Genomic DNA, 24,621 nt, shown 5'->3' on the forward strand with positions numbered 1-24,621 from the left:
ATCGGAAGCACGGCAGTGCCGCACCTGGAAGCGAAGCCAATTCTCGATATTGACCTAGTGATTCAAGATGAGGATGTGCTTCCCCAGGTCATTGCTGGTCTTCAGACGCTTGGCTATGTGCACCAGGGCGATCAGGGGATTCCTCAGCGCGAGGTATTCAAGCGATTGGACAGCACGGTGCCCCATGTCTCATCCCAGCGGCAATGGATGCCACACCATCTCTATGTTTGCCCCGCCCAGAGCGAGGAGCTTCGTCGCCATATCGCGTTTCGGGATGCCCTCCGCGCACGCACCGATTGGCGACAGGAGTACGAGAAGATCAAGCAAGACATCGCCGCGCGAGTAGACGGAGATCGCAAGACGTACGCATGGATAAAGGAAACCGAGTGTCGCGTATTCGTCCAACGCGTACTACGCGCATTCGTCCAACGCGTACTAGATGATGTATAACATGGCTAACTTTTGGCGATATACAGAAATGAGCACTCTTTTGAAACCGACACTTGTCTCTCTCACAGCCCTCGCGGGGCTGCTCTTGAACTCTTCGGCTCACGCGCAGACCTTGGTCTGGCCGCAGTTTCGGGGGCCGGATGCCAACCCCGTGAGTGCCAATACGCGGCTGGCGGATCGCTGGAGCAAGACGCAGAATGTTGAGTGGGCGCAGACCATTCCAGGGCGCGGGTGGTCGTCGGCGATTGTCGTGGGCGAGAAGGTCTTTGTGACGACGGCAACCACCGATGGTAAGTCCAAAGCGCCCCAAGTCGGCACCGAGTACAGCAATGAGTATGTGGCCGAGCTGGTGAAGCAGGGGCTCAGCGAGGCGGAGATCATGAAGAAGGTCAATGAGCGGGACTTTGAGCTGCCCAACGAGGTGAACCTGCACTACTTTCTTTACTGTCTCGACCTCAAGAGCGGAAAAGTAAGCTGGAAGAAAGAGTTCTACGCGGGCCATCCGCCGGGCGGACGGCACCGCAAGAACAGCTTCACCTCGGAGACGCCGGTCACGGACGGCAAGTTTGTCTATATCTATGTCGCCAATCTGGGGGTGTGGGCCTACGACTTGACCGGGAAGCTGGCGTGGACCAAGAAGCTCGAAGTCAACCCGATCTACTTGGAGTTTGGCACGGGCGGCTCGCCGGTCTTGGTGGGCAACCAGCTTATCATTCTCAGCGATAACCAGAAGCAGCAGTATCTCGCCGCCTTTGACACCAAGACCGGCAAGCAGGTCTGGCGCACCGACCGGGATCTAGGCCCCAAGCAGATGCACTCCGGCTGGGCGACCCCGTTTGTCTGGAAACACGCCCTCCGCACCGAGCTGGTAACCGTCGGCCCCGAAATCGCAGTGAGCTACGACCTCAGTGGCAAAGAGCTATGGCGTCTGTCAGGGATGTCTCCCGCCCCCATCCCGATGCCCTTTGCCTACGATGGCCTACTCTATATCAACGGTGGACGCGGCTGCCCGCTCTTTGCTGTGCGTCCCGGTGCAATGGGCGACATCTCGCTACCCAAAAGCCAGGACACGAGTGAGTTTGTCGCCTGGCGGCAGGCACGCGGCGGGACGTATCTCCCGTCGTCTCTGGCCTTTGGGGGCGGGGTCTACTCCCTCAGTGAGACCGGAATTCTCAGCCGCTTCGATGCCAAGACGGGCAAGCAGACCTACAAAGAACGCCTCGGCACGGCGGGCAACTTCACGACATCGCCGTGGGCCTACAATGGCAAGATCTTCTGCCTGAGCGAGGAGGGCGACACGTTCGTGGTCAGCGCAGGCGAGACCTTCAAGGTGCTCCACACCAACTCTCTCGGCGAGATGGCACAAGCCACCCCCGCTCTCGTCGGAGAGCGCCTGCTGATCCGCACCGAGAGCAAGCTCTACTCCATCCGCAAGAAAACCTGATGTTATGAGCCTTTTTCACGAATCGCTGTGCCGCCGGTTGGAAACCGGCGTCTACAATAGCCTTTGGCTGCAAAGCCCGTGCCGGGCTGGGGAACCAACTCGGTAGCCCGCACCCCGAGGGTACCCGGGCTTTGCGGCGCTTGCGCCGCAAAGCTTAAACGTTAGCTTTTACAGGAGCAAGTAATGTGTCATTTCCTAATATCTCTGGCTCTGCTCGCAGTTTCGCAATACTCGCCAGGAGCGGCGAACAGCAAGTACTTTGTATTCGTCGGTGAAAAGATAAGTGTTACCGCTGTTCCTCCTAAGGTCGGCAAGGTTCCATTTGACCAACAATTCTTGGCGAGGTACCGTGTGCTCAAGCCTTATCGAGGAATCTATGACGGAAATGAAATCGATTTTACAGTGTACGACCATATGGGATCTGTGTCGTTCTCAAAATACAATCATGTTCTCCTATATGTTGAGCTTTATAGTGGTAAGTATATTCATGCAAAATATCAGTACAGTCCGCTGTATAGGACAAAAAACGGACTTTGGGCTGCTCCGTATGACATGTATGATTATGGACACGAGTATAATAAGAATACAGCAATAAAGCCAGAGATAATTGACTTTGTGGAACCAGTTGAGGTTGATATTTCTGGACTCAAGAAGAAGGATGCAGGACATATGTTTCCTAAACCGTACTATCGCATCAGTGGTCGCAAGGCTATTGCGATATATGGAAATTATGTGCCAGAACTCTTTCTTCTGAAGCAGAATGGTGTACTAAAGGCACGGGGTGACTTTCAGTAGGGGTTTCGGGAGGCGCAAGCCTGGCCAAAACTCTTCGGAAGTTAGCCAAACAAATAGTAAAAGTTGAAGTCTAACGTACTTGGTTGTTGTTCGTAGAATCTGCTATCATTCGGCAAGCGTTCAACTGTAACGCGCGAAGGAGTGGGGCAGATGGGTTTGGAGGCATTTCTCTTTGACAATGCAGCGATGCGAGACTTCCTGGTGCAGGGCTACTGCGTCCTGTCCCACACCACCCACTGGTGCCCCATCACAACCCGAGAGAGTACGTTTTGAAAAACTATTTTATTATTCTGCTGAGCCTCATCCTCATCGTATTCCCCCGCCCGGTGGGGGCTAGGGGGCAAGCACAGAAACCCAATATCGTCCTGATCTTCATAGACGACATGGGCTACGGTGATATCGGGCCGTTTGGCTCGACCAAGAACCGCACCCCGAACCTCGACAAGATGGCCCGCGACGGCATGAAGCTGACGTCGTTTTATGCCGCGCCGGTCTGCTCCGTCTCGCGGGCGCAGGTGCTCATGGGCTGCTACGGGGCGCGGGTCTCGATTCCAGGGGTCTTTTTCCCTGGCGAGAAAAACGGCATTAACAAAGACGAGCACACGGTGGCGGAGCTGCTAAAAGACCAGGGCTACGCCACGATGTGCATCGGCAAGTGGCACCTCGGGGACCAGCCAGAGTTCCTGCCCACGCGCCATGGCTTCGACCACTACTTTGGCTTTCCCTACTCCAACGACATGGTCAAGAAAGCCAAGGGCGGCACGCAGCCCGTCGTGCCGCTCCTGCGCGACGATAAAGTCATCGAGCTGCTGACCGGCGAGGAGCAGAGCCGCCTCACGGAGCGCTACACCGACGAGGCCGTGAAGTTCATCACGGACAATCAAAAAAAGCCCTTCTTTCTCTACTTCCCCCACACCGCGATCCACACACCGATTCACCCCGGCGCAAAGTTTCAAGGCAAGTCTGCCAACGGGCGTGTCGGAGACTGGGTGGAGGAGGTGGACTGGAGTGTCGGGCGGGTGCGGGAGACGCTGGCCAAGCTCAAGCTTGATAAAAACACTCTTGTGATCTTTACGAGCGACAATGGCCCGTGGCTCACTCAAGGCAAGGACAGCGGCGAGGCAGGCCCCCTGCGCGGCGGCAAGGGCAGCACCTGGGAAGGCGGCGTCCGCGAGCCCACGATTGCCGCGTGGCCTGGAAAGATCGCCCCCGGAAGCGCGTGTGATGCCGTGGCGGGGACAATAGACTTTCTGCCGACCTTTGTCAAGCTCGCCGGAGGCAGTGTCCCCGCAGATCGAAAAATAGACGGCAAGGACATCGCGCCCCTGCTGCTGGGGAAGACAAAGCAGTCGCCGCACGAGGCCCGCTACTACTTCAACGGCTACAACCTCCAGGCCGTCCGCTCCGGCCCCTGGAAGCTGGCCATTGCGCCGCAGAATGAGGGAATGGGCAAGAGCAGCGCGGCTATTCCGGCCTCACTGGAGAGCCCCCGCCTCTACAACCTCGACATTGAGATCGGGGAGCGCACCGATGTTGCCGCCGCGCACCCCGACGTGGTGAGCCGATTAAAAGCCCTTGCCGTCGCAATGAGCGCGGAGCTGGGCCAGGGAAAGCCTGGCGTGCGTCCGGCGGGCGAGGTCAAGAACCCCGTGACGCTTTACCCTCTGGAAGAAAGCGCCCCCGCCAAGAGCAAGCCTGCGACACTCGAATCGCTCAAGATCGGCGATACGCTCAGCGGCGCACAAGCTCCGCAGATTGTGAACCGCCCGCTGACCATCTCCTGCACGCTGGAAGGCAAGTCTCAGAGCGGCGTGCTGGTCGCCCATGGAGGGATCGCCACCGGCTACGCCCTCTACCTCAAAGAGGGCCGCGCGGTCTTTGCCGTCCACCCCTCGGGTGGGGAGCTGGTTTACCTCACCTCGCCCGAGCCGCTGCCTGAGAACGCCACCCTCGAAGCACGCATCGCCGCCGATGGCACACTGAGCCTGCAAGTCAACGGGCAGCGGGTCGCGACTAAAAAGCTTTCCGGCCCGCTGAGCCGCCAGCCTCAGGAGCCCTTTTGCGTGGGATTCGACAGCGACAATCCGGTAGATCCCGCTTACGAGGGCCAGCCCCGCTTTGTCGGGACGATCAAGGCGCTGAAAGTGAGCACGCAATCACCATGAGCCGTCCCGCAGGCACGGTCACCTTGCTATTCACGGATGTTGAGGGCAGTACCAAGCTCTGGGAAGCCCATCCCGCACAGATGCAAGCTGCCCTTGCCCGCCACGACGCGCTGCTTCGCCAAGCGATTGGTGCGGCAAACGGCTACGTCTTCAAGACCATTGGCGATGCGTTCTGTGCCGCTTTCACCACGGCAACGGACGCACTGACGGCTACCCTGAGTGTTCAGCTCATGCTTTTGGCAGAGCCTTGGCCGCAGGAAACCCCCATCAAAGTGCGCATGGCATTGCACACGGGGGGCGTCGAGAGCCGCGACGACGATTACTTCGGCCCACCCCTTAACCGTGTCGCACGGCTGCTCTCGATCGCCTACGGGGGACAGTGTCTGCTCTCCCAGAGTGCTTATGAGCTAGTGCGCGATTTTCTTCCTCTTGCCTGCACTCTGGAATCTCTGGGTGAGCATCGACTCAAGGATCTGGGCCGCCCTGAGAGTGTTTTCCAGCTCTGTCATCCGGACCTGCCCCGCGAGTTTCTCCCGCTTCGCTCACTGGACAACCCGGAACTGCGGCACAACCTGCCCCAGCAGGTAACCAGCTTCGTCGGACGAGAGGTGCAGCTTACCGAGGTGAAGAGCCTGCTGCAGAAAACACGCCTGCTCACCTTGACCGGCTCGGGGGGCTGTGGCAAGACGCGCCTTGCCCTCCAAGTGGCGGCGGATCTGCTCGACGGCGATGGAGCAGGCGTCTGGCTGGTGGAGCTGGCCCCGCTGACCGATCCCAGACTTTTGGGCTTGAGCGTAGCGGGTGTGCTTGGTCTGAAGGAAGAGCTGGGCAAGCCGATTATACTAACGCTGGCCGAGTACCTTCGGAACAAGCACTTACTGCTCGTGCTGGACAACTGCGAGCATCTACTCGATGCCTGTGCCACACTTACTAATAGTCTAATCCGCCAGTGCCCTCAGGTACTGGTTCTGGCGACGAGTCGTGAGGGGCTGGGGATCTCCGGTGAGCTGACCTACCGTGTTCCCTCGCTCTCGCTTCCTGACCCGAGGCAGGCCCAGACTCCGGAGTCGCTCTCGCACTATGAAGCCGTGCGGCTTTTTATCGAGCGGGCGCAGTTTTATCTGCCCAGCTTCGCTGTCACCAATACAAACGCACCCGCTGTGGCATCTATCTGTCATCGTCTTGATGGAATCCCCTTGGCGATCGAGCTGGCGGCGGCGCGGGTGCGCTCGATGCCGGTGGAGCAGCTGGCTGCCCGCCTGGCAGATCGTTTCCACATCCTAACTGGGGGCTCGCGTACATCACTTCCGCGTCAGCAGACGATTCGTGCGCTGATTGACTGGAGCTACGACCTCTTAGAGACGAACCAAAAGACTCTTCTTTGCCGCCTTTCCCTCTTTGTAGGAGGCTGTACACTTGAGGCAGTGGAGAGCATTTGTGTTGGCACCGAGATTGAGCTCTGGGAGGTACTTGATCTGCTAACGGCGCTCTGCGATAAATCCCTCGTCGTTTATGAAGCGCCCAAAGGGGAGGCGCACTATCGTCTTTTAGAGACCATTCGCCAGTACGCCGGGGACAGGCTAAGTGCGAGTGGTGACCGAGAGGCTTTTCGAGATCAGCACCTAGCCTACTACCTAACCCTGGTGGAAAAAGAGGAGTCACGGCTGTGGGCTGCCGACCAGCACCTCTGGCTGGATCAACTGGAGTTCGAGCACGATAACCTGCGTGCGGCGCTCGACTGGAGTGCAGAGACGGAGCATGGCGCGGAGTCGGGGCTGCGTGTGGCTGGGGCGATCTGGTGGTTCTGGATGATTCGGGGCTACTTCTCCGAAGGACGTCAGCGACTAGCACACGTGCTGGCAGCAGGTGTTGGGAGTCTCCCCGCCGCACGGGCAAAGGCACTCAACGGGGCAGGAGCGCTCGCTTTTGGTCAGGGTGATTACGTGTCGGCGTGGACATTTCATAACGAGAGCCTGACCCTTAAGCGAGCGGAGGGCGATCTATGGGGTGTTGCCTCTGCTCTTAATGATCTGGGGATTATTACTTGCTGCCAGGGGGACTTAGCGGCAGCACGAGAGCTTAACCAGGAAAGCTTGACCATCAAGCGGCAACTCGGTGATGTACAGGGTATCGCCTACTCGCTCCTGAGTCTTGCACTGGTGGCTCGGGAACAGGGGGACTTAGCGGCAGCGCGAGAGCTCTATGAAGAGGGCCTCGCGATCCGGCGTCAACTGGGAAACCAGCGAGGGATCGCGGAGGCACTCAGCGGGCTTGCCAATATTGTCTGCGACCTAGGAGATGAGGCTACGGCACGCGTGCTCAACCGAGAGGGGCTGCAACTCTACACAGAGCTAGGTGACAGGGTGGGCATCGCCATCATGCTCGAAGGACAGGCAGTTCTGAGATCATCTCCCCTAGACTCGGCTCGTCTCTGGGGGAGTGCACAGCGCCTACGGGAAGAAGTCACGGTGCCCCTCCTCCCCTGGGAAAAAACGCGCCAGCGACGGCAGGTCGCTACTGCGCGTGCGGCGGCTGGTGTGGATGCTTTCGATTCTGCGTGGGAGGAGGGGCGCGCACTAACAGGGGAGCAGGTTATTGAGCTTGCGCTGAAGCAAGTGAGCGAGAACGAGACATAAATGAAAACGTTACTCTTGTTGTTTGTTGCCCTGGTAACCTGCGCTCAAGCTTGGGATGCCCGCAAAAATGGGTGACACGATCGTGGCGCTATCTGAGCCTGTTACGGGTTGGAAACCGGGCGACCGGCTGATTCTTACAGCACCCAAACCGAGGAGCGGACACTGCTCGGAGTTAGTGGGGCAACCCTCACTCTCGACAAGCCGCTCCACTTTTCGCATCTTGCGGAAGGTAACTACCGGGCGGATGTGGCGAACCTGAGCCGGAATGTGGTGGCTGAGTCCGCCGACCCCCAGAAGGCGCGTGGGCACACCATGTACCACCGTGGCTCTCGTGGTTCGATCTCCTACGCCGAGTTTCGGCACCTGACGTGATTACTGGATAGGATATGAACGACATCAAGACTCACCGCCGTATGCTCCAGACCGAACTCTTTCCCGGCGGCATTCCACACCTCTGGTGCCCGACCCTCACGCACTTTCAGGCCGCGCACACGGCCGACCCGAAGCGCATCAAGGCGCATCTGGCCACGCTTGCGCCTCATGTGAAAGGCATCCTCGTCCCCGGCTCCACCGGCGAGGGCTGGGAGATGACGGATCGCGATATCCACGCTCTCCTTGAGATCATCTTGGACGCCGCGGCGATGGCAGGTATTCGTGTGCTGATCGGCATGCTCAAGACCTCCACCGACGAAGTGCTCGCCTGCCTTGATGGGTTGGAGCCGCTCCGCACGCATCCCGCCGTGGTCGGAGTCACGATCTGCCCCCCCAAGGGCAGCGATCTAAGTCAGCAAGCTCTCTTTGATGGCCTCGCGCAGGTGCTAACTCGTGGCTGGCCGACCGCGCTCTACCAGCTTCCCCAAGTCACGCAAAACGAGCTCGCGCCGGAGACCGTCGCCGCGCTCGTCACCGAGTTTGCCAATGTCATCCTCTTCAAGGATACCAGCGGCGAGGATCGTGTGGCACAGAGTGGTCTTGACTTCGGCGGGGTCTTTCTGGTGCGTGGCGCGGAAAAAGGCGGCTATGCGCCCTGGCCCCGTACCAATGGCGGCCCCTACGATGGCTTTCTTTTGAGTACCGCCAATGTCTTCGCCCCCGAGCTCTCTAAAATGCTCCAGCTCCTCGACAGCGGTGAGCGAGCCGCCGCCGAGGCGCTCTCCCAGAAACTAGAGACCGTGGTCAGTGCCGCCTTCGTCTTGGTCGCGGAGTTTCCTCACGGCAACGCTTTCGCCAATGCCAACAAAGTCCTCGACCACTGCCGCGCCTACGGGGACGATGCTCTGGCTATCGAGCCGCCTCTGCTCTACAGCGGTGCCCGCCTGCCTCAAGCCTTTATTACCGACGGTGTCGCGCTCCTGCGGGCGCACGGACTTCTCGCAGAGAAGGGCTACCTCGCTTCGTCCCGCGGTTCTTGACGGATAGTTGCCTAGATCAACCAGAGTTGAGAAGTATCAACTATGCCTCTTGCGAGTGTGTCAAAAAATGGTCATACTGAGCCATGGCTGGTACGAACCTGATCATTGACTGCGATGTCCACCCGAGTGCGTCGAAAGAGCGCCCGCTGGACCCCTACGTTCCTGTGGCCTTTCGCGAGGCGCTTAAGCAGGGCATGGCTGCCGGGCCGGGGCAGGGCTATGCGAACCCGTTTGGCGTGGACCGCCGCGATGCGAGCTGCAACGATCCGAAGCAAGTGGTGCGTGACCACTTTGATGCGTATGGGATTTCCTACGGGGTCTTGCAGCCGCCGGGGCTAGGCGTGAGCCTGACGCATAACATCGACATGGGCTCCGCGCTGGCCCAAGCGTGGAACGAGTGGCAAATCGCGGAGTGGCTCTCGGTGGACCCGCGCTACCTAGGCTCGGTCTGTGTCAATACAAGTGATCCCGCGCGTGCTGTGGAGCTGATCCATCAGTACGGCAAGCACCCTCAGATGAAACAAGTCATCGTCAGTGGCGAGAGCGTGGATCTCTACGGCCACCGGCGCTACTTCCCGATCTTTGCCGCTTGTGAGGAGCTGGGCCTGCCATTTGCGATGCACCCGGGCCGCGAGGGGAGCCTGCGCTCGTCCACGCCCATTGGTAGGCCATCAAGCTACTTTGAGTGGCACTCGGGGATTCCGCTGACCTACCAAGCGCACGTGATCAGCATGACCTGCGAGGGTGTCTTTGCGGCGTTTCCGGGCCTGCGCATCGTGCTGGTTGAGGGCGGCATCGCCTGGTTGGTGCACACACTCTGGCGGCTGGACAAGAACTTCAAGGCGCTTCGCAGCACGACCCCGTGGCTCAAGAAGCGACCATCCGAGTATATTTTAGACCACGTGCGGCTTACCACGCAGCCTTTGGAAGAACCCGATAACCCCGAGCACTTAGCGCAGGTCTTTGCGATGATCCAAGCCGAGCGTACGGTCTGCTTTGCCAGCGATTTTCCTCACTGGGACTTCGACGACCCGCAACGAGCATTTCCACGCACTCTCTCGCCCGAGCTTCTGAAGCGCATCTTCTACGACAACGCCGCCGAGCTCTACGGGCTCCCAACACGGCAAGAGAAAGAGGCAGGGGAGGTGATTTTATGAGCGACTATCCCAATGGTTTTGGTAGCGAGAATGAGGCGCTCGACACGGCGTTTCGGATCATTGACGAAGCGAAGCCGCCCAAGGCACGCGAGCGGGGGCGCTTGGTAGTCTGTGCTGCGAGCGAGCTTGCCCCCGGCCAGAAGCGCGTGGTCACCGACCCGGAGACGGGGGTGAGTCTTGGGGTTTTCAATATCAATGGGGAGTTCTTTGCGCTCAAGAATGTCTGCCCGCACTACGGCGCACCGCTCTGCTTGGGCTCGGTGCACGGCACGCACCGCCCTTCTCCCGTCTTTACCTACCGCCCCGATCTGCAAGACCGGGTTCTGCGCTGCCCCTGGCACGGCTGGGAGTTCGATATTGTCACGGGCAAGGGTCTCTACGACGAAAAAAGCCGCGTGGCTACCTATGTCTGTGAAGTGAACAGCGACGGTGACTTGGTGGTCTTACTCTAACCGTGGGCTACGCACTGCATAGCTTTGAGGAGCTGGGGCCGCCGTTCTGGCTGGTGCAGGAGCAGGTGGTGATTGTCCCCGCGGGGGGCTGTCATCTGGTACGCAACACGTCGCGCAAGCTCTTGCTGGTTCTGGGGGGCGAGTGTCGGCACCGGGTCTTGGGGCACACGGGGCCAGGAAGCGATGTGGTCTTGAAGCCCGGCGACTGCCTGGCACTCCCGCACCGCTGTGAGCAGCGCTATATCAGCAGTACGCCAGAGCGAGAGAGTCGCCTGCATGTCATCCGCCTCGCCTACGATCCCGCGCTCCTCCCGATGCTCTCTCTGACGCACCGGGCAATGACTGGCGATGAGAACCCTATAACACTTACCGCGCTGGCCGAGAGTGCCCTACAGGAGCTACGCTACTTCCCTGCCCGCGAGGCGCAGCCACTCCAGGAGACCCTGCTCCAGCTCACCGATGAGCTCTCCCGTACGGAGCCAGATGCACGCCAGCGCTTGCATGCACTCTGTGCGAGCCTGACGGTGCTCTTTGCCCGTCTCGTGCGTGGCAAGAGCGAGCCTTCCACGGAGTCAGCTCCCCGTGCGTTTCTGGTCTCCCAGACCAAAGTGCTCCTGCGCGAGCGCCTCGCCGAGCCTCTGCGCCTCATCGAGCTTGCGAATGCGGTTGGGGTCAGTGAAGAACATCTGGCGCGGCGCTTTAAGCAGACCACGGGAACGACGGTCTTTGCCTACCTCCGCCGCCTACGGATCGAGCGTGCCCGGCATCTGCTTGCGACCTCGGAGTACAACCTCAGCCAGATCGCGACACAGACCGGGTTTTCGTCGCCCACGCTCTTCAGCCGTATCTTCCGCGACGAGCTGGGGCTAACACCGTCGGCCTACCGTAAGCGTCTGGCGCGGGAGATCGGGTAGCCTCCGTGCTGACACGGCGTGCGGTGGCGCTGGGGCTACTTGCTGGGGCGCTCCTCTGCGCCATCACCCCCTACAACGACAACAAGATCGGCGCGACCACGCTGGCGGGCAACCAGTTCCCGGTCGGGGCGCTCTTTGTGCTCTTTCTGCTCGCTGTCCCGGTCAATGCGCTCCTGCGACGCTTTGCCGTGCGTTTTGTCTTTACCCGCCCGGAGCTCTTGACCGTCTGGATCCTCATTCTCGTGGCCTCGGGGATTCCCTCCTCAGGGCTGATGCGCTTTCTCTTGCCGCACCTCGCCGCGCCGCAGTATCTTTCCAATAGCACCAATAACCTGGAAGCCCGTGTCTGGGGAAGCCTGCCGCCCGCGTTTCGCCTCACCGACAAGGCCGCCGCCGATGCGTTTTATGTGGGCTACCCGCGCGGTGCGGAGCACATTCCCTGGGAGGCTTGGTGGCAGCCCTTGCTTGCGTGGGGCGCGTTTGGCATGTGTTTCTTCACCGTCACGTTCTGTCTTGCGAGCCTGCTGCGCCGCCAGTGGATCGAGAACGAGAAGTTTGTCTTTCCGCTGGTGAGCTTGCCCTTGCTTCTGACGGAGAGCCCACCAAGCTTCTTACACTCGCGCCCACTCTGGCTGGGACTGGGAGTCACGAGCGTGCTGCACTCGCTCAATGGCCTGCACCAGCTCTACCCGACCGTGCCGACGGTTCCCCTGACGTTTTCTCTAGAGGGGATTTTAACCACGCCGCCGTGGAACCAGCTGGGCAACCTGCCGGTGAATGTCTATCCGCTGGTGATCGGGCTGACCTACTTACTAGCCACCGAAGTGGCGTTCTCGCTCTGGTTTTTCTTTCTCTTTCATAAAGCGGAGATTCTGCTGGCGACCCTTAACAACTGGTACGCACCCGGCTCACTCGGAAGCCCCGCGGAGCGGCAGTTCTCGGCCTTGCAGGGTTTTGGCGGCGCAGTTGCCCTGCTGTGCTGGACACTCTGGATGGCGCGGCGGCACCTGGCGAGCTTCTGGCGGGCCACTAGAGACGATCCGAGCGAGCTGCTCAGCCCCCGTGCCACCCTCCTCGGACTGGGGCTGGGCTATCTTGGGATGGGGCTCTGGCTCTATGTCGCCACCGTGCCGCCGTACTTGATCGCCGTGAGCCTCCTGACCATCACGCTCTCACTCGTGACGATTTCGTGGCTGGTGACGCAGGCGGGGACGCTCTTTACGATTCCGTCGGGGATGACCATTGACTCGGTGGGGGGCGTGCTGGGAACCCAAGGCGCGACACCAGGCGCGTGGTACATGGTGCAGCGCGCCGAGTGCATCTTCTACCGCGATACCCGCGAGCTTTTGCTGGCCGAAGTGCTGACCGGGGCCAAGCTCGCCGAGGCGGGGGGCTTTCCGGTACGAGCGCTCTTTAAGGCGATGCTGGCGGCGGTCCTGCTGAGTGTGGGTGTCTCGCTGGTCGCGTCACTCTGGCTACCCTACCACCACGGGGGGGCGAACTCGCTGGCCAATGCCTGGACCTACCGTACGGGGCCGCTCCGTCCGCTGAATCTCGCCGGGAGCCTCGCCACCACGCCGCTGCCGCTCGTACCCTCTAATGCGCTCCATATCCTCGGCGGCTTCACGGGAGTTTTTAGCCTGCTCTTGCTCCGTGCCCGTGTCGGCTTTGGGCTCCATCCGATTGGCTTTATCGGCGCGTCGGTGTACTCCGGCTGGATGCTCTGGTTCTCGGTGCTGCTGGGCTGGCTGGCAAAAATCATCATCCTGCGCCTCGGCGGGCTGGGAGTCTACCGCGCCGCACTCCCGTTCTTTCTGGGCTTGATCCTCGGCGATGTGCTCAACGCGGTTATCTGGATCGTGCTCGGGGCGCTCACTGGAGTCGGCTATGCCATCCTGCCGCAGTAAGGCACCTGAGCCGCCCCCTTCAGTGGGCGGATAACGAAATTTATGCTATACTTTCTCATTATTGATTTAACGTTAAGTCAGAAGAGGTTTCTATGACGATCTATGTGAGCCCTCAGGGCAGTGACACCAACGATGGGACGAGTCTTGGGCGGGCACTTCGCACGCCACAGCTTGCCGCCGACCGGGCGAATCCGGGCGATACCGTGCTCTTTGCCACGGGCGAGTATGCTATCAAAACGGGGCAGGGAGTCTTGGTACTCACCCGCTCCGGCGCACCGGGGAAGCCGATCACGTTCGCGCCCGTGCCGGGGCATCGGCCGCTCTTCCGGAGCCTGGGGGCGTGGCAGGCGATTAAAGTCCAGGGCGCGTCGCAGCTGGTGATCCAAAACTTGCAGCTACGGGGCATCGCGCGGGAGATCACGCTGGAGGAGGCGCAAAAAGAGAGCAACAACCTCGGCAACCCGCGCACCTGTGGCAATGGCCTCAACATCACCGACGACAAGGCGCGCAAGGCGTTCCCGGCGCATATCACCGTGCGTGGCTGCGATATTCGCGACTTCCCCGGCGGCGGTCTTAATGCGATGCACTGCGACTGGCTCACACTGGAGAACAACACGGTCGCAGGCTGTGGCTTCTGGGCACCGTATGCCAATAGCGGTATCTCGGTCTACCAGCCGGTCGACTTGGATGGCGCGACGGGCTACAAGATCATCATTCGGGGCAATGTCTCGTTTGGCAACTACAACCATATCCCGTTCTACTACTCCAACAAAGACAACCCCAGCAAGCGCAAAGTGACCGATGGCAATGGGATTATTCTGGATGACTACCGCAACACGCAGGGCTTTGGCGGCGGGGCGGGCAAGCCCTACGGCGGCAAGACCCTGGTGGCAAATAATATCGTCTTTGACAATGGCGGCTCGGGAATCCATGTCTTTCGTTCGACCGGCGTGGATATCGTGCACAACTGGGCCGAGGGCAACAACCGCCACCCGGAGCTCCACGACGGCCAGATCTTCGCCAACTCATCCAACCAGGTTCGCATTCTCAACAATGTCTTAATCGCCCCTGCGGGCAAACCGGTCAATAGCGACTACAAGAACGAGGGCAGCGTGGTCTACGACTTTAATCTCTACGCGGTTGCGGATGGGAGCACTCCAAAGTTCGCACGCGCACCGGGGAAGAATCTCCTTGCCGTGCCCAAGCTCACGCTCACCGGCTGGGCCTCGGGCAAGCGCACATTTACTGCCGCCAAAGACAGCCCGCTCCGTGGGGCAGGTACCGCCTTTTCCGACACTCCCACGGACTTCTTGGGCAAGCGACGCAACACCAAGCGCCCTGATATCGGACCTTTCCAACTATGAAAAACAAGCTCCACTGGGGGATCATTGGCTGCGGCCAGATCGCCCTCGATAAATCCCTCCCCGCCTTGCTCGCCGTCCCTGATGCCCTGCTCGTCGCCCTCGCCGATCCCCTCGCCGAGCGCCGTGCTCTGGCGCGTGGGATCACGGGGGAACTGCCTGTCAAAGAGTACGCGGACTACCACGACTTGCTCGCCGACCCCGACATAGACGCGGTCTATATTGCCCTGCCAACGGGGATGCACTCCGAAGCCGTGCTCGCCGCCGCCGCTGCCAAGAAAGCGATTCTCTGCGAAAAGCCACTGGGCCGAAGTGCCGCCGAGACTCGCGCCATGGTACAGGCCGCGAGCGAGAACAATGTCGCGCTGATGACGGCCTACATGTCACGCTTTGGGGACACCTATCAGAAGGCTGCCGAGCTTCTGGCCGCAGGGGCAATCGGTCAAGTGACCTTTGTCTATGCGAATTTTTCGTACCCCGCGCTTGGCCCGTACCCGCCCGGCGCACCCGGTGGCTGGCGCTGGACCGACCCCGATGGCGGTGGCCCCCTGCTTGATATTGGTATCTACCTGGCGTTCGGGCTGCGAGAGCTCCTGGGCGATAGGATCGCAAAAGTGGGCGCACTTTCCTGCGACACGGTCGCTCCTGAGGGACTGCCCAACCGCGATACAACGGTCGCGTGGTTCCAGACCGCCAAGGGCATCCCCGGAGCCTTCGCCGCGACGTTCTCGCACGCCGAGTGCCGGATTCTGTTCTACGGCACCGAGGGCCAGCTCGATCTCTCGAAGTGCTTCTCGCAGCGCCCCACGGGGCACTTAGTCTGCACCGGCAAGCAGCCCTTTGAGCTCATCACCGATGTCTCGGAGACGCGCCCGCACTTCACGAACTATCAGCGTGAGTTTGCGCACTTCACTCAGGCACTACTCCAGAACACCCCGTTCTCCCCAACTCCCGAAGAAACCCTTGCGGATGCGCTCTTGCTGGACGCGCTCAAAGCAGGGGGTGAGGTAACCCTATGAAACTCGCCGTCAATGGGCAGCAGCTTGCCCGCACGTACTCTCTGCCGGAGGTACTGGATGTTCTTACGGGCTTTGGGGTGGATGCTATCGAGCTCTGGCCCGCCAATGTGGGGCCAAAACCGGGCATCACGCTCAGCTCGCCCGAGGAGGCCGAGCGCTGGGAAGGGCGCGACCTGGAGGCCACTGCGGCGCTCCTGCAATCACGCGGTTTCTCGGTGGCCTGCGTGACCCTAGGCTTCTGGGCCGCGCCGGTTTGCTTTGCCAGCGGCGGCGCGAGTGCCTTCACCGAAGCACTTCGCGGTGCGGTAGATGCCGCCGTGGCTCTGGGAAGCAAACTCGTGAACTGCTACTCTACCGGAATTCCCCTCAAGCTCTTTGGGCAAGCCATGCGCCCCGCCGCTGCCTACGCCGCCGAGCGTGGCGTGGTGATCACGCTGGAGAACGAGGCCCACGACGAGTCCGGCCCGCCCGCCAGTGTCCGTAAGATCGCCGACGAAATCGCCTCGCCCGGCTTTGGAACCCAGTACGACCCGTGTAACTACTACCACTCGTATGTCGAGCCCTACCCGGCGGCCTACGAGGAGATTCAGCCGCACATTCGTTACGTGCACCTCAAAGGCGGCTGTCGCTACGATGCCCGCCAGACGGGCGTGCACAAAGGTAGCGTCATGCGCGACTCGGATCGGGATCACATCGGCTACGTGCCGCTGCCCGAGGCCGCGTTTCCTATCGAGGCCATTGTGCGAAGGCTGAAAAAAGACGGCTACAGCGGCTTTGTCACGCTAGAGCCACACGTCCCCCCCGCCGCACTTCTGGAGTTCTACGCCATCGAGATTCCCTACCTTCGGGGGCTGCTGGAGTCGTGATCGTGGGAAGTGGTGCCCACTTAGGCACCACTTCCCGGGATTGAGCTAGTCGTTCTCGGAGAGCGTCCACATGCCGCAGGGACGAACCACGGTGCCGAAGCAGTTGAAGCCATTGGCATTGACAAACGCGGTGGTGTAGTTTATCCCTGGGGTACGTGCGCTCTGCTCCGGGCGCATCCACTTCGCGTGTCCATCCGCGAAGCCGTAGTTCCAGCCCTCGGAGTGGTTGGTCTTGGCACTCGCGACCGGAGGGTTTGCGCCCGCCGGAGGTAGCTGTCCGTTGGGACTGCCTGCGCGGAATGTCCCGTTATGCCCGATTCGGTTGCCCGAGAGCGGAGCTTCCAAAACCGTGATGACACTTGCAGGCGCGGGGAACTCTGCCATCGTGCGCCCTTCCGTGATGTAGTTCGCGCCCGTCTGCACCTCCTGCTTCCAGGCCAGATCGTTGGGAGCGACAAAAGACATCGGAATCGCGTAGGAGCGCTTTCCCGAGGCAGTGGATGTGCGCGGCGTGCCATCGCTCGGACAGACGAGATACGGGTTGTTTCCTGTACCAAAGTTTACCGCACCCGATTTTTGCGCATACGGGCCAATGTAGTGATCCCATGTCCAGGCATCGGTGCCGAAGAAGTAGCGACCAGGACAGAACGTCTCATCGTAGTCCTGGGCATACATCATCATTGCAAGTGAAATCTGCTTGACATTGGAGAGGCACGACGTGGCGCGGGCTTTCTCACGTGCTTGTGCAAAAACCGGGAAGAGAATCGCAGCCAAGATGGCGATAATGGCAATAACCACGAGAAGCTCGATGAGCGTGAAGCCACGCTTGGAGGTTTGGTGAGGGAAAACAGCGTTCATAAGGGAAACCTTTCTTTCATAGACCTAAGAATGCACGGCAGGCGCGGCTGCCGTCGAGTCGCGCACGATCAGCTCGGGAGAGATGATCTGCACGGAGGGGCCTTCCGACTCGCTACGCCCTTCGATTCGAGCGACAAGCAGCTGTGCGGCTTGCTGGCCCATCTCGTAGAGCGGGAGGCGGATGGTGGTAAGTTTGGGCGTGGTCAGCGAGGCCACGAGAACATCGTCGAAGCCCACTACCGAGAGCTGCTCAGGCACGGAGAGCCCGACAGTTCGTGCGGCTTCGAGTACTTCCACCGCAAGGTCGTCGTTGGCGGCAAAGACAGCCGTGGGGGGCTCGGGGAGGCGTAGGAGACGCTCAAGATCAGGCTGGAGAGACTCGCCGATGTTGAGGTCTGCCAGCACGTAGCCTTCCGGGACAGGCAGCTCATGTTCCGCCATCCAGCGAAGGTAGACATCGTGGCGCTCGCGCATGCTGCGCCGCTCGGGAGTCGGTCCCACATAGGCGATTTGAGTGTGTCCTAGTGCGGCGAGGTGATCCAGTCCTAGGGTCATTCCAGTGTCGTTATCTATATTTACACCCGGCACGCACGAGTCTTTCACGCTGGAGGAGATCACGGCCAAGGGAATCCCCAACTCCGTCAGGCCCGCTACCACATCGGAGCTCTCCAGAGGAGCCACCACGATCATGCCATCGGTGCGCTGGTCGGCAAAGGCCGCCGCTGAGGCTGCGACACTCTCCCAGCGCTGGGTGTAGAGCAGAATATGGTAGCCAGCCGTGGCTGCCCCCGCGACAATCCCATCCAGTACTGTCATGGAGTAGAGGTTGTGGATCGTGCGTGAGCCTGCCCAGGTAAAGAGGACGCCAATCGTATCGGTGCGCTGGCGGCGCAGGCCGCGTGCCATGGCATTGGGTGAGTAGTTCAGCTCCGCGGCGAGCTTCTCAATCCGCTTGCGGGTCTCATCGGCGACACGGGTATTGGAGCGCGAGCCATTGAGCACCGCTGAGACGGTCATCGTGCTGGTTCCCGCCTGCCGTGCAATCTCTCCAAGAGTGACCTTGCCATTTTTCACGCTGCCTGCCTCCTCGAAATTTACTCTGATTTATCGTTAAATCAAACTCGATAAATCATAACATGCTTCTCTAAATGTGTCAAGATACAGCCGATTACTTGTGGATTTGGGCAAGTGCGGCAAGCTGTAAAAGCTCTTTTTCGCTCAGGGCCCGATCAAAGACCGCGACCCCGCCGATCCAGCCAGTGAAGCCGACACTGCGCGAACTGTGGATCACGCGCCCAATCGTGAACGGCCCGCCGCTGGTGGCGTCTTTGGGTACGTAGATGCCGTGGGGATACCACCAGGGATTGAGGCGCAGCGCCGCCAGCTCGCGTGTTTGCCGTGTGACTGTTACTCGGGTGTAACCAAACTCCTGCAGCTCGGCGGAGCCTTCGAGCGGGGTGACGAGGCGCGGCTTCTTTTCCGGCGGTGTGTAGTACTGATCGGGCGGGAAGCTGGGATCAAGGCCGGGCTGGTGGCCTTGATCCCAGGCGTTCGCGGCAAACGAGAGTAGGTTGTCTTTTTGTGGGTTCTCTAGCCAGCGCTCGCCCGAGACCCCGTTGAGCCAGCCGGTGATCTCTTGTGTTTTGTGGTCAAAGGTCATCGCAAAGCACTGCCAGGAAGCGTCCAGCACCTCGGCGGGCGCGTCCCAAGGCACGGTCGGGGACGTGGCGAGGGAGTTGCACTTGTGCAGCGCGTAGCGGCACTGAAACGAGCTCCCCCCGTTCTCCGAGACATGGCCGCACGCCGAGCCCTCTTTGTTCAGCCCGGCAAAGAGCGCGTACTGCCGCTGCCCCCTCTCCACTTTCTGAATCCCCGCAGTCGTGTCCTGCTTGAGGTCGGTGCCTTCGTGCCAGATCCCGGCGAGCGCGTGGTTGCCGCTCTCCTGAATCGCCCAGACCACCACGGTAACGGACTTTCCCGCGCCTTTAATGTCCAGCGGCGAGTCGTGGAGGCGAGCGCGGGGCACAAAGAGAAACGGGCGAAAATTAGGGTCGTCCTCCTTGCGAATCCGCACCGCCTCGCCAAACGGCCCGCGCCCCAGCAAGGGGAAGTCGGCGTAGCTGGCCTCGCGGCCCTCGCCCCAGTAGTCCTTGACATAGTTGCCCGCATCGAGGGCGTAGGGAGTGCCGTAGGAAACAAAGCGACGCGCGCCGCCGGGCTCGCGCTTGACAAAGTCCCAGAAAGCGACGCAGCCCTTAGTGCGTGTAACCGTTGCAACACGATCCATAGGTTAGCCAATCTCCCATTTTCCATCGGGGAGTGCCCGGCTCGCTTCAGGTAAAAGCAACCAGCGTGACGAATGTTTTTCGGATTCTGGATCAAAGATACCGATAAAGCCAGGAGCAATCTTAAAAGGGGTAACTTTCCGGACACCTTTCGGGGCTATAGCCATACCTTTCGGTATCGCAACCCACTGGTTCCCATAAAATACCCGACGATGGTTTGATAGCTCAGGATATTTCTCTTTGAGTAGTGATGGTTCATTTATTGGCGACATGAGAACCTTTTCTGCTGCCATATTGAAAGGCTTGTGTGGGACATCGGTCTCCAAGATCAGCTGCTTGTTGGGATAGTCAAAGGTCACTCGGCGATACTGCTGCAGAAATGGCATGCCCAGTATCGCACCTCGCTCAAAGCCGGAGTGTGGGCTGAGAACCCTATCGAGTGGCGATGCTCCGACGGCAAAATCCATGCTGTGACCAAGCCCTTCCGGAGAGCTTAGCTGCAGAGGACGCGCCACTGCCGTGATCTCCATCTTTGTCTGGCTTGTCCCAATACCACCAAGGAACTCTGTTGTCTTCGAATGGACACTCTCTTTAGGAAGACTATAGGCAAGTGCCTTTGCGATACGCTGGGAGATCAAGGTGATACTAGACCCCGTATCTATTTCCGCCCAGAGAGGACAAGACAGTGCGGGGGCCGCATCCGTCTTATGATGAGGTGCCAGAAGCTCCAAGTGCGTCAAGACACGCCCCTGAGAGATATGCAGCGGCAGAGAGTAGGTCGTCACGGGGCCAGCTGCCTTGCGTAGAGGCGGTAGGCTTGCAAGAGAGCCGTTTTTCTCAGACCGGCGTAAAACAAGCTCATTACGACCGAAGTCCAGTGTCACCGAGTAGCGGCTAAGCAATCCTGCACCGAAGAGGCCATCATAGCGGTAGGGGAAATCTTTGGGATCTTTACGAACCTCAGTGAGCGGTAGCCAACCGAAGTTCAGCTTCCCTATCCTGACCGAATCTGCTACAAAATCTCGTGTAACCTCCGTTCCCGTAACGCCTTGTAGGGGCATTTCTCCTAGATAGCTCGGCTTTATCTTTTGAATCGCATCTGGATTCAAAGCTAAGTTATCTGACGCACCGGTGTCGAAAAGCAGCTTGAAATCCTTACCATTGACAGCCACGGTGATAAAGACCATCGCTTTTTGACGCGAAAAAGGAAGTCTTAGCGTCTCCGGAAACTCGGTGGGGTTAGGGCGCTTACGGAGCTCACGGAGACGCGTATAATATTCAAGCATCTTCTCTGGCTGACGGTACGTATCAAGCGTTTCTTCAAAGGGATGGCCCTGCGGCTTTAACGCCCGCAGCCGTGCTACCGCAGCGAGTGTCTCTTTGATATCCTCCAGTGCCTCAACCAATACCCACCAGCTCTCCGGGAGGTCGGGTCGAAGTGCGACCAGCTGTCGGGCAAGGGGAAGGGCCGATTTTTGGTCACCAAGCCACTTCACCAGCAGTGTCGCTTCTGCCAGGAGAGCGAAGTAGTTCTCCGGAGAGCGCTTCCGAGCCGCACGCGCGTTGGTTAGTGCCTCGTCGGATCGGCCTCCCCGCAGCTGAGCCAAGGCCAACAAGCCCTGCAAGTCGATATCCTCGGGTGCGAGGCGCACGGCATCTTCCGCAGCCGCGAGCGCTTCATCCCAGCGATCTAGCCGCAGGAGAGCCCGGATCAAGATCACGCTCTGCCCACTTGCTCGTGCAGCGGCAACCGCCTCCGCGAAACGGTTCTGGGTGAAGAGGGTTGCTGCCTCGGTTGTCTGTTGCGTCAAGGAGAAGCGTGGCATGGGTAACGATTCCTATGGACTAATTGATAATTGATCAATCGCCTTTTTGAATAATTCTATCATCGGGGATTCTTGTGCCTCCCAAGTCGGTGTATTCCTTCAAAACTGCGGCATCGGCAAATTTCCAGTCGGGAGCAATGGCCAGGTTACGGAAGGAGTCCGGGTGGTAGGTGCTCTCCATAGACCGACTGTAGTCCATCCACCACCCGTAGGCCTTGCCCATCTCGTCTCTTGCCTTTTCGATGTTTCCCGCTTTTTTATAGGTGGCACCCCGGATTTTATGCGCATAGTAGGCGCTGAGCGAGGCCATCTGCTTCATATTGTTAATGACTACTTCTAGCTCAGGGTTTCCGCCGCTTTTCATGGACTTGATCAAGGCAAGCGCGTTTTGAGCATCGGTTTGCATCTCATCCGCTACCTCATACGAAGACTTCTTGCCTTTACACTCCCCCTTTGCCGAGGTCGCGATATCGCACAGCTTTGAGCCGTCCGCAACCGTCGTGTCGTTGGCAAACCCATCAATGGTTCTAAATCCCGTGCACCTACCGGGATCGCTCCAGCAAGCTTCTGGGTACCAGTGGAAATCCAGCTTCCACTCTCCCATAATCAGCTCCGTAACCTTGGGCAACGAGCGCGAGGCCAAGGCCCATGCTTTGAAAAGATCGGTAGCGGAGACCTTGGGATAGCGCACCGCCAGTAAGTTTTGCAGTACTTCGTCCGAGGTTTGGGGATTGTAGGCGAGCCGCCCCCACAGCATCTCCATATACCACCGGCGCTCGACCTCAAGCTTCCCGTTCAGAGCAGCATTCTTGTAGCAGTAGGTTCGGCTCGGGTTGTATCCATCAATGCCAATGTACATGCCGACAACGGCTTCCTTCTGGGGAATAGCCATGATAAACTCGCGGACAAACTGGGGGTCTCCCCAGTTAAAGTAAAAATAATCGTCGTTGCGTAGGGTGAGCCATGTCTTCATGCCAATCTTGGCGACATTTTTCGTATCGGACGACCAGGTCGGGGTGGTGGTAGAGTACATGTGGGCCATCGCATACTTCGAGGAAAAGTGCATGGTGGCATTGGGCACCGACTTGAGCGGAGCATAGGTAGTACTCCATGCTGTCACGGAGGACTTCACGCTCCGATGAATCAGATTGAACTGTCTTGAGGGGTTCTCGTGCAGATAGTCCGTGACTGCCTTGCCCATGGCTTTCCACGTCCACTGTGTGTTTTCTTCCTGGGTACCGTCCATCCCGTCGCCCGAGGTGATGCCGAACCCATCAAGCTCGGGATAGGTCTCCAGAAGCGCCCGCATGCTTTTCGACATGTAGTCAATAGTGGTGGGGTTTTTCGGATCTTGTGTTAAGGCGGGGTACTGGGTCTTCGCATAGTCCACATAGATATTCCAGTTGAAGAAGTAGAATGTCATGCCACGGTCATGGGCGTACCGCATCACTTCTCTCCAGAAGGCGACACGCTGCTCGTGGCTTAACTCTTTGACAAAACCGTCGAAGCCTTCGATATTGGGCAAGCATGCCTTGGGATAGTCGGCCAGTTTTACCAGTGCCGGGAAGGGGTGGTGAACCCAGACCGACAGCATGTTGTAGCGATTCCGCGCCTGCTGATCAATCAGTGTCTTCCAGAATGTCATGTCCCAAACATGCGGGATCGCCTTCTTGGCCGAGTTGGAGCTCCAGCCGCCCACGTAGGTCGGAATTCGTTTGTCGAGCGGGAGGTTGAGTTTCATGCCCCGATTCAGCAGCAAAGGGGACTCTTCGGTGTCAAAGCGACCACGGAGCCCACTGCCAGAGAGATTCTCCGCAAGCTGTAACCCTCCGTACATTGCGCCATTGGCATCGCCACCGAGCACCCAGTAGCTCAGCTCAGGCTTGGTCGTGGTGCGCAGGGCGTACGCTTGCGCACCGAGACCCGTAGCGGGCTTGCCGCCCTGAGCGGCGAGCTGAGAAACAACGGCTTTATCGGTGGCGAGGGCGAGGACGATCTTTTTCCCGGAAGAGCTCTTCGCAAGAGCCACGAGGCTGTGGACTTGAACCGTGTAGTTTCGCTTCTCCAGGGCCGCTTTGATGTCGCCTGCGGCAAAAGCGAGCTGCGGTACGGTGGGATCAACGTAAAGCCCGACCGTCTCCGCCGAAGAAGCAGCGGAAGAGCCGAGGAGCCCAACGAGCATCCAGGCAAGAGTCGCGACACGGGTGAAGGATAGGGTCGTCATTTGCGTAAGTCTTTCTCGGAGAGTGTACCAGGCTCTGGTTTTTTGTTTTCCTAAGACTTCCGTGTTGCCCAGCGAGCGCCGCGCAGGAGGGTCTCTTGGAAGCCGACGTTCTCAATGGCCGCCAGAGACGAGCCTTTCCAGACATGGCCGAGCGCGGTATGAAACACCCGCCCCGCGCCGTAGTGCGTGGTCATGAGCATCGGCTCCCACTCGCCCGTGCCGCCGCTCTCGGGCGACGAGTACGCGCTGGCGAGCACGTCGACGGGTGTCTCGTGCATCGGAACCAGGCGATGATAAAGCTCATCTTCCGTCACAAAGTCCGTCAGGCCCGCCATGATCGGGTGCTCTGAGTTTTGGATCGTCACCGTGAACGCATGGAACTTGCCGTGGCCCGTGCCCTCGCGCCACATCAAGCCAACCAGTTTTTCGTACTCCACCCAGCCCGGAAAGGCATTGTCGGCGGCGTGCAAAACGACCACGCCTGTGCCGCTCTCCACCGCACGCAAGAAATTCGCCTGCGCCGCCTCGCTCCAGAGTGGGCCGTTGTAGTCCAGAAAGAGCAGGTCAAAGCCCGACAGATCGCCCTCCAGAGCCACAAAGGCATTGTCGGTGTAGGTGACCGCAAAGTCGCCTGAGGCTGCAAGAACGTCGCGCAGGAACGGGCCGGTGCGCTCCCAATCGTGGTTATTGGCACCCGTGAGGTAGAGAGTTGCAATAGGTTTGTTCATGCCCTACTTTCTACCCGATTTTTCACACTGCGGGAGCGTCTTAGTGGAGTTTTGTCTTCGGGCTCTCCCTATCGTTTGCGGCCACACCTTGAGAGAACTATTTGGCTCCCTGAAGGTGTGGC

20 protein-coding genes are annotated in these 24,621 nt (G+C 59.5%); 14 read left to right on the forward strand and 6 right to left on the reverse strand.

What is annotated here, in order from left to right:
• The 14 genes from RMO15_RS14590 to RMO15_RS14655 all read left to right on the forward strand — a co-directional run.
• Nucleotides 1-450: GrpB family protein (locus RMO15_RS14590; RefSeq protein WP_309714071.1), on the forward strand; the 450-nt coding region annotated here is incomplete at its 5' end.
• A 28-nt stretch (nucleotides 451-478) separates the two neighbouring features.
• Complete coding sequence (locus RMO15_RS14595; protein WP_309714074.1) at nucleotides 479-1,894, forward strand: PQQ-binding-like beta-propeller repeat protein; 1,416 nt, start codon at nucleotides 479-481, stop codon at nucleotides 1,892-1,894.
• 183 nt (nucleotides 1,895-2,077) lie between these two features.
• Nucleotides 2,078-2,689, forward strand: coding sequence for a hypothetical protein (locus RMO15_RS14600; protein ID WP_309714077.1), 612 nt, complete (start codon nucleotides 2,078-2,080; stop codon nucleotides 2,687-2,689).
• 269 nt (nucleotides 2,690-2,958) lie between these two features.
• Nucleotides 2,959-4,854 (forward strand): sulfatase-like hydrolase/transferase, encoded by a 1,896-nt coding sequence (locus tag RMO15_RS14605; protein WP_309714080.1) that lies wholly within the window; start codon nucleotides 2,959-2,961, stop codon nucleotides 4,852-4,854.
• Nucleotides 4,851-7,490, forward strand: coding sequence for a tetratricopeptide repeat protein (locus RMO15_RS14610; RefSeq protein WP_309714082.1), 2,640 nt, complete (start codon nucleotides 4,851-4,853; stop codon nucleotides 7,488-7,490). The genes RMO15_RS14605 and RMO15_RS14610 overlap by 4 nt, the downstream gene beginning before the upstream one ends.
• 108 nt (nucleotides 7,491-7,598) lie before the next feature.
• Nucleotides 7,599-7,862: a hypothetical protein gene (locus tag RMO15_RS14615; protein WP_309714084.1), complete on the forward strand. Its 264-nt coding sequence runs from the start codon at nucleotides 7,599-7,601 to the stop codon at nucleotides 7,860-7,862.
• 14 nt (nucleotides 7,863-7,876) lie between these two features.
• Nucleotides 7,877-8,902, forward strand: coding sequence for a dihydrodipicolinate synthase family protein (locus tag RMO15_RS14620; protein ID WP_309714086.1), 1,026 nt, complete (start codon nucleotides 7,877-7,879; stop codon nucleotides 8,900-8,902).
• Nucleotides 8,903-8,985: 83 nt separating this feature from the next.
• Nucleotides 8,986-10,059, forward strand: a complete 1,074-nt coding sequence (locus tag RMO15_RS14625) for an amidohydrolase family protein (protein ID WP_309714088.1) — start codon at nucleotides 8,986-8,988, stop codon at nucleotides 10,057-10,059.
• Complete coding sequence (locus RMO15_RS14630; protein WP_309714089.1) at nucleotides 10,056-10,511, forward strand: Rieske (2Fe-2S) protein; 456 nt, start codon at nucleotides 10,056-10,058, stop codon at nucleotides 10,509-10,511. The genes RMO15_RS14625 and RMO15_RS14630 overlap by 4 nt, the downstream gene beginning before the upstream one ends.
• Before the next feature lie 2 nt (nucleotides 10,512-10,513).
• Nucleotides 10,514-11,425: an AraC family transcriptional regulator gene (locus RMO15_RS14635; protein ID WP_309714091.1), complete on the forward strand. Its 912-nt coding sequence runs from the start codon at nucleotides 10,514-10,516 to the stop codon at nucleotides 11,423-11,425.
• Nucleotides 11,426-11,430: 5 nt separating this feature from the next.
• Nucleotides 11,431-13,332: a DUF6785 family protein gene (locus tag RMO15_RS14640; RefSeq protein WP_309714093.1), complete on the forward strand. Its 1,902-nt coding sequence runs from the start codon at nucleotides 11,431-11,433 to the stop codon at nucleotides 13,330-13,332.
• Nucleotides 13,333-13,424: 92 nt separating this feature from the next.
• Nucleotides 13,425-14,696, forward strand: coding sequence for a right-handed parallel beta-helix repeat-containing protein (locus tag RMO15_RS14645; protein WP_309714096.1), 1,272 nt, complete (start codon nucleotides 13,425-13,427; stop codon nucleotides 14,694-14,696).
• Nucleotides 14,693-15,712 carry a Gfo/Idh/MocA family oxidoreductase gene (locus RMO15_RS14650; RefSeq protein ID WP_309714098.1) on the forward strand — a complete coding sequence of 340 codons (1,020 nt, stop codon included), beginning with the start codon at nucleotides 14,693-14,695 and terminating at the stop codon, nucleotides 15,710-15,712. The genes RMO15_RS14645 and RMO15_RS14650 overlap by 4 nt, the downstream gene beginning before the upstream one ends.
• The gene (locus tag RMO15_RS14655) at nucleotides 15,709-16,578 is read left to right on the forward strand and encodes a sugar phosphate isomerase/epimerase family protein (protein WP_309714100.1); all 870 of its coding nucleotides are present in this window, start codon (nucleotides 15,709-15,711) and stop codon (nucleotides 16,576-16,578) included. Before RMO15_RS14650 ends, RMO15_RS14655 begins: the two co-directional genes overlap by 4 nt.
• A 45-nt stretch (nucleotides 16,579-16,623) precedes the next feature.
• Here RMO15_RS14655 and RMO15_RS14660 read toward each other — a convergent pair whose 3' ends face one another.
• The 6 genes from RMO15_RS14660 to RMO15_RS14685 form a co-directional block, all read right to left on the reverse strand.
• Complete coding sequence (locus RMO15_RS14660) at nucleotides 16,624-17,436, reverse strand: DUF1559 domain-containing protein (RefSeq protein WP_309714102.1); 813 nt, start codon at nucleotides 17,434-17,436, stop codon at nucleotides 16,624-16,626.
• A 24-nt stretch (nucleotides 17,437-17,460) separates the two neighbouring features.
• On the reverse strand, nucleotides 17,461-18,510 hold the full coding sequence (locus RMO15_RS14665; protein WP_309714104.1) for a LacI family DNA-binding transcriptional regulator: 1,050 nt from the start codon (nucleotides 18,508-18,510) through the stop codon (nucleotides 17,461-17,463).
• Nucleotides 18,511-18,604: 94 nt separating this feature from the next.
• The gene (locus RMO15_RS14670; protein ID WP_309714106.1) at nucleotides 18,605-19,723 is read right to left on the reverse strand and encodes a hypothetical protein; all 1,119 of its coding nucleotides are present in this window, start codon (nucleotides 19,721-19,723) and stop codon (nucleotides 18,605-18,607) included.
• A gap of 3 nt (nucleotides 19,724-19,726) precedes the next feature.
• Nucleotides 19,727-21,547, reverse strand: coding sequence for a retropepsin-like aspartic protease (locus RMO15_RS14675; RefSeq protein WP_309714108.1), 1,821 nt, complete (start codon nucleotides 21,545-21,547; stop codon nucleotides 19,727-19,729).
• A 34-nt stretch (nucleotides 21,548-21,581) separates the two neighbouring features.
• The gene (locus RMO15_RS14680; RefSeq protein ID WP_309714110.1) at nucleotides 21,582-23,771 is read right to left on the reverse strand and encodes a hypothetical protein; all 2,190 of its coding nucleotides are present in this window, start codon (nucleotides 23,769-23,771) and stop codon (nucleotides 21,582-21,584) included.
• 50 nt (nucleotides 23,772-23,821) lie between these two features.
• A complete protein-coding gene (locus RMO15_RS14685; RefSeq protein WP_309714112.1) occupies nucleotides 23,822-24,499 on the reverse strand; it encodes a ThuA domain-containing protein in 678 nt (225 codons plus the stop codon).
• Nucleotides 24,500-24,621 lie beyond the last annotated feature (122 nt).

Origin of the sequence: Armatimonas sp. (genome assembly GCF_031410135.1) — a bacterium.
Taxonomy (GTDB): domain Bacteria; phylum Armatimonadota; class Armatimonadia; order Armatimonadales; family Armatimonadaceae; genus Armatimonas.

Coding starts and splice junctions, on each gene's coding strand:
- RMO15_RS14670 (WP_309714106.1), bottom strand. CDS start 19,723: ATGGATCGTGTTGCAACGGTTACACGCACTAAGGGCTGCGTCGCTTTC.
- RMO15_RS14600 (WP_309714077.1), top strand. CDS start 2,078: ATGTGTCATTTCCTAATATCTCTGGCTCTGCTCGCAGTTTCGCAATAC.
- RMO15_RS14660 (WP_309714102.1), bottom strand. CDS start 17,436: ATGAACGCTGTTTTCCCTCACCAAACCTCCAAGCGTGGCTTCACGCTC.
- RMO15_RS14685 (WP_309714112.1), bottom strand. CDS start 24,499: ATGAACAAACCTATTGCAACTCTCTACCTCACGGGTGCCAATAACCAC.
- RMO15_RS14675 (WP_309714108.1), bottom strand. CDS start 21,547: ATGCCACGCTTCTCCTTGACGCAACAGACAACCGAGGCAGCAACCCTC.
- RMO15_RS14610 (WP_309714082.1), top strand. CDS start 4,851: ATGAGCCGTCCCGCAGGCACGGTCACCTTGCTATTCACGGATGTTGAG.
- RMO15_RS14655 (WP_309714100.1), top strand. CDS start 15,709: ATGAAACTCGCCGTCAATGGGCAGCAGCTTGCCCGCACGTACTCTCTG.
- RMO15_RS14650 (WP_309714098.1), top strand. CDS start 14,693: ATGAAAAACAAGCTCCACTGGGGGATCATTGGCTGCGGCCAGATCGCC.
- RMO15_RS14595 (WP_309714074.1), top strand. CDS start 479: ATGAGCACTCTTTTGAAACCGACACTTGTCTCTCTCACAGCCCTCGCG.
- RMO15_RS14645 (WP_309714096.1), top strand. CDS start 13,425: ATGACGATCTATGTGAGCCCTCAGGGCAGTGACACCAACGATGGGACG.
- RMO15_RS14625 (WP_309714088.1), top strand. CDS start 8,986: ATGGCTGGTACGAACCTGATCATTGACTGCGATGTCCACCCGAGTGCG.
- RMO15_RS14680 (WP_309714110.1), bottom strand. CDS start 23,771: ATGACGACCCTATCCTTCACCCGTGTCGCGACTCTTGCCTGGATGCTC.
- RMO15_RS14630 (WP_309714089.1), top strand. CDS start 10,056: ATGAGCGACTATCCCAATGGTTTTGGTAGCGAGAATGAGGCGCTCGAC.
- RMO15_RS14620 (WP_309714086.1), top strand. CDS start 7,877: ATGAACGACATCAAGACTCACCGCCGTATGCTCCAGACCGAACTCTTT.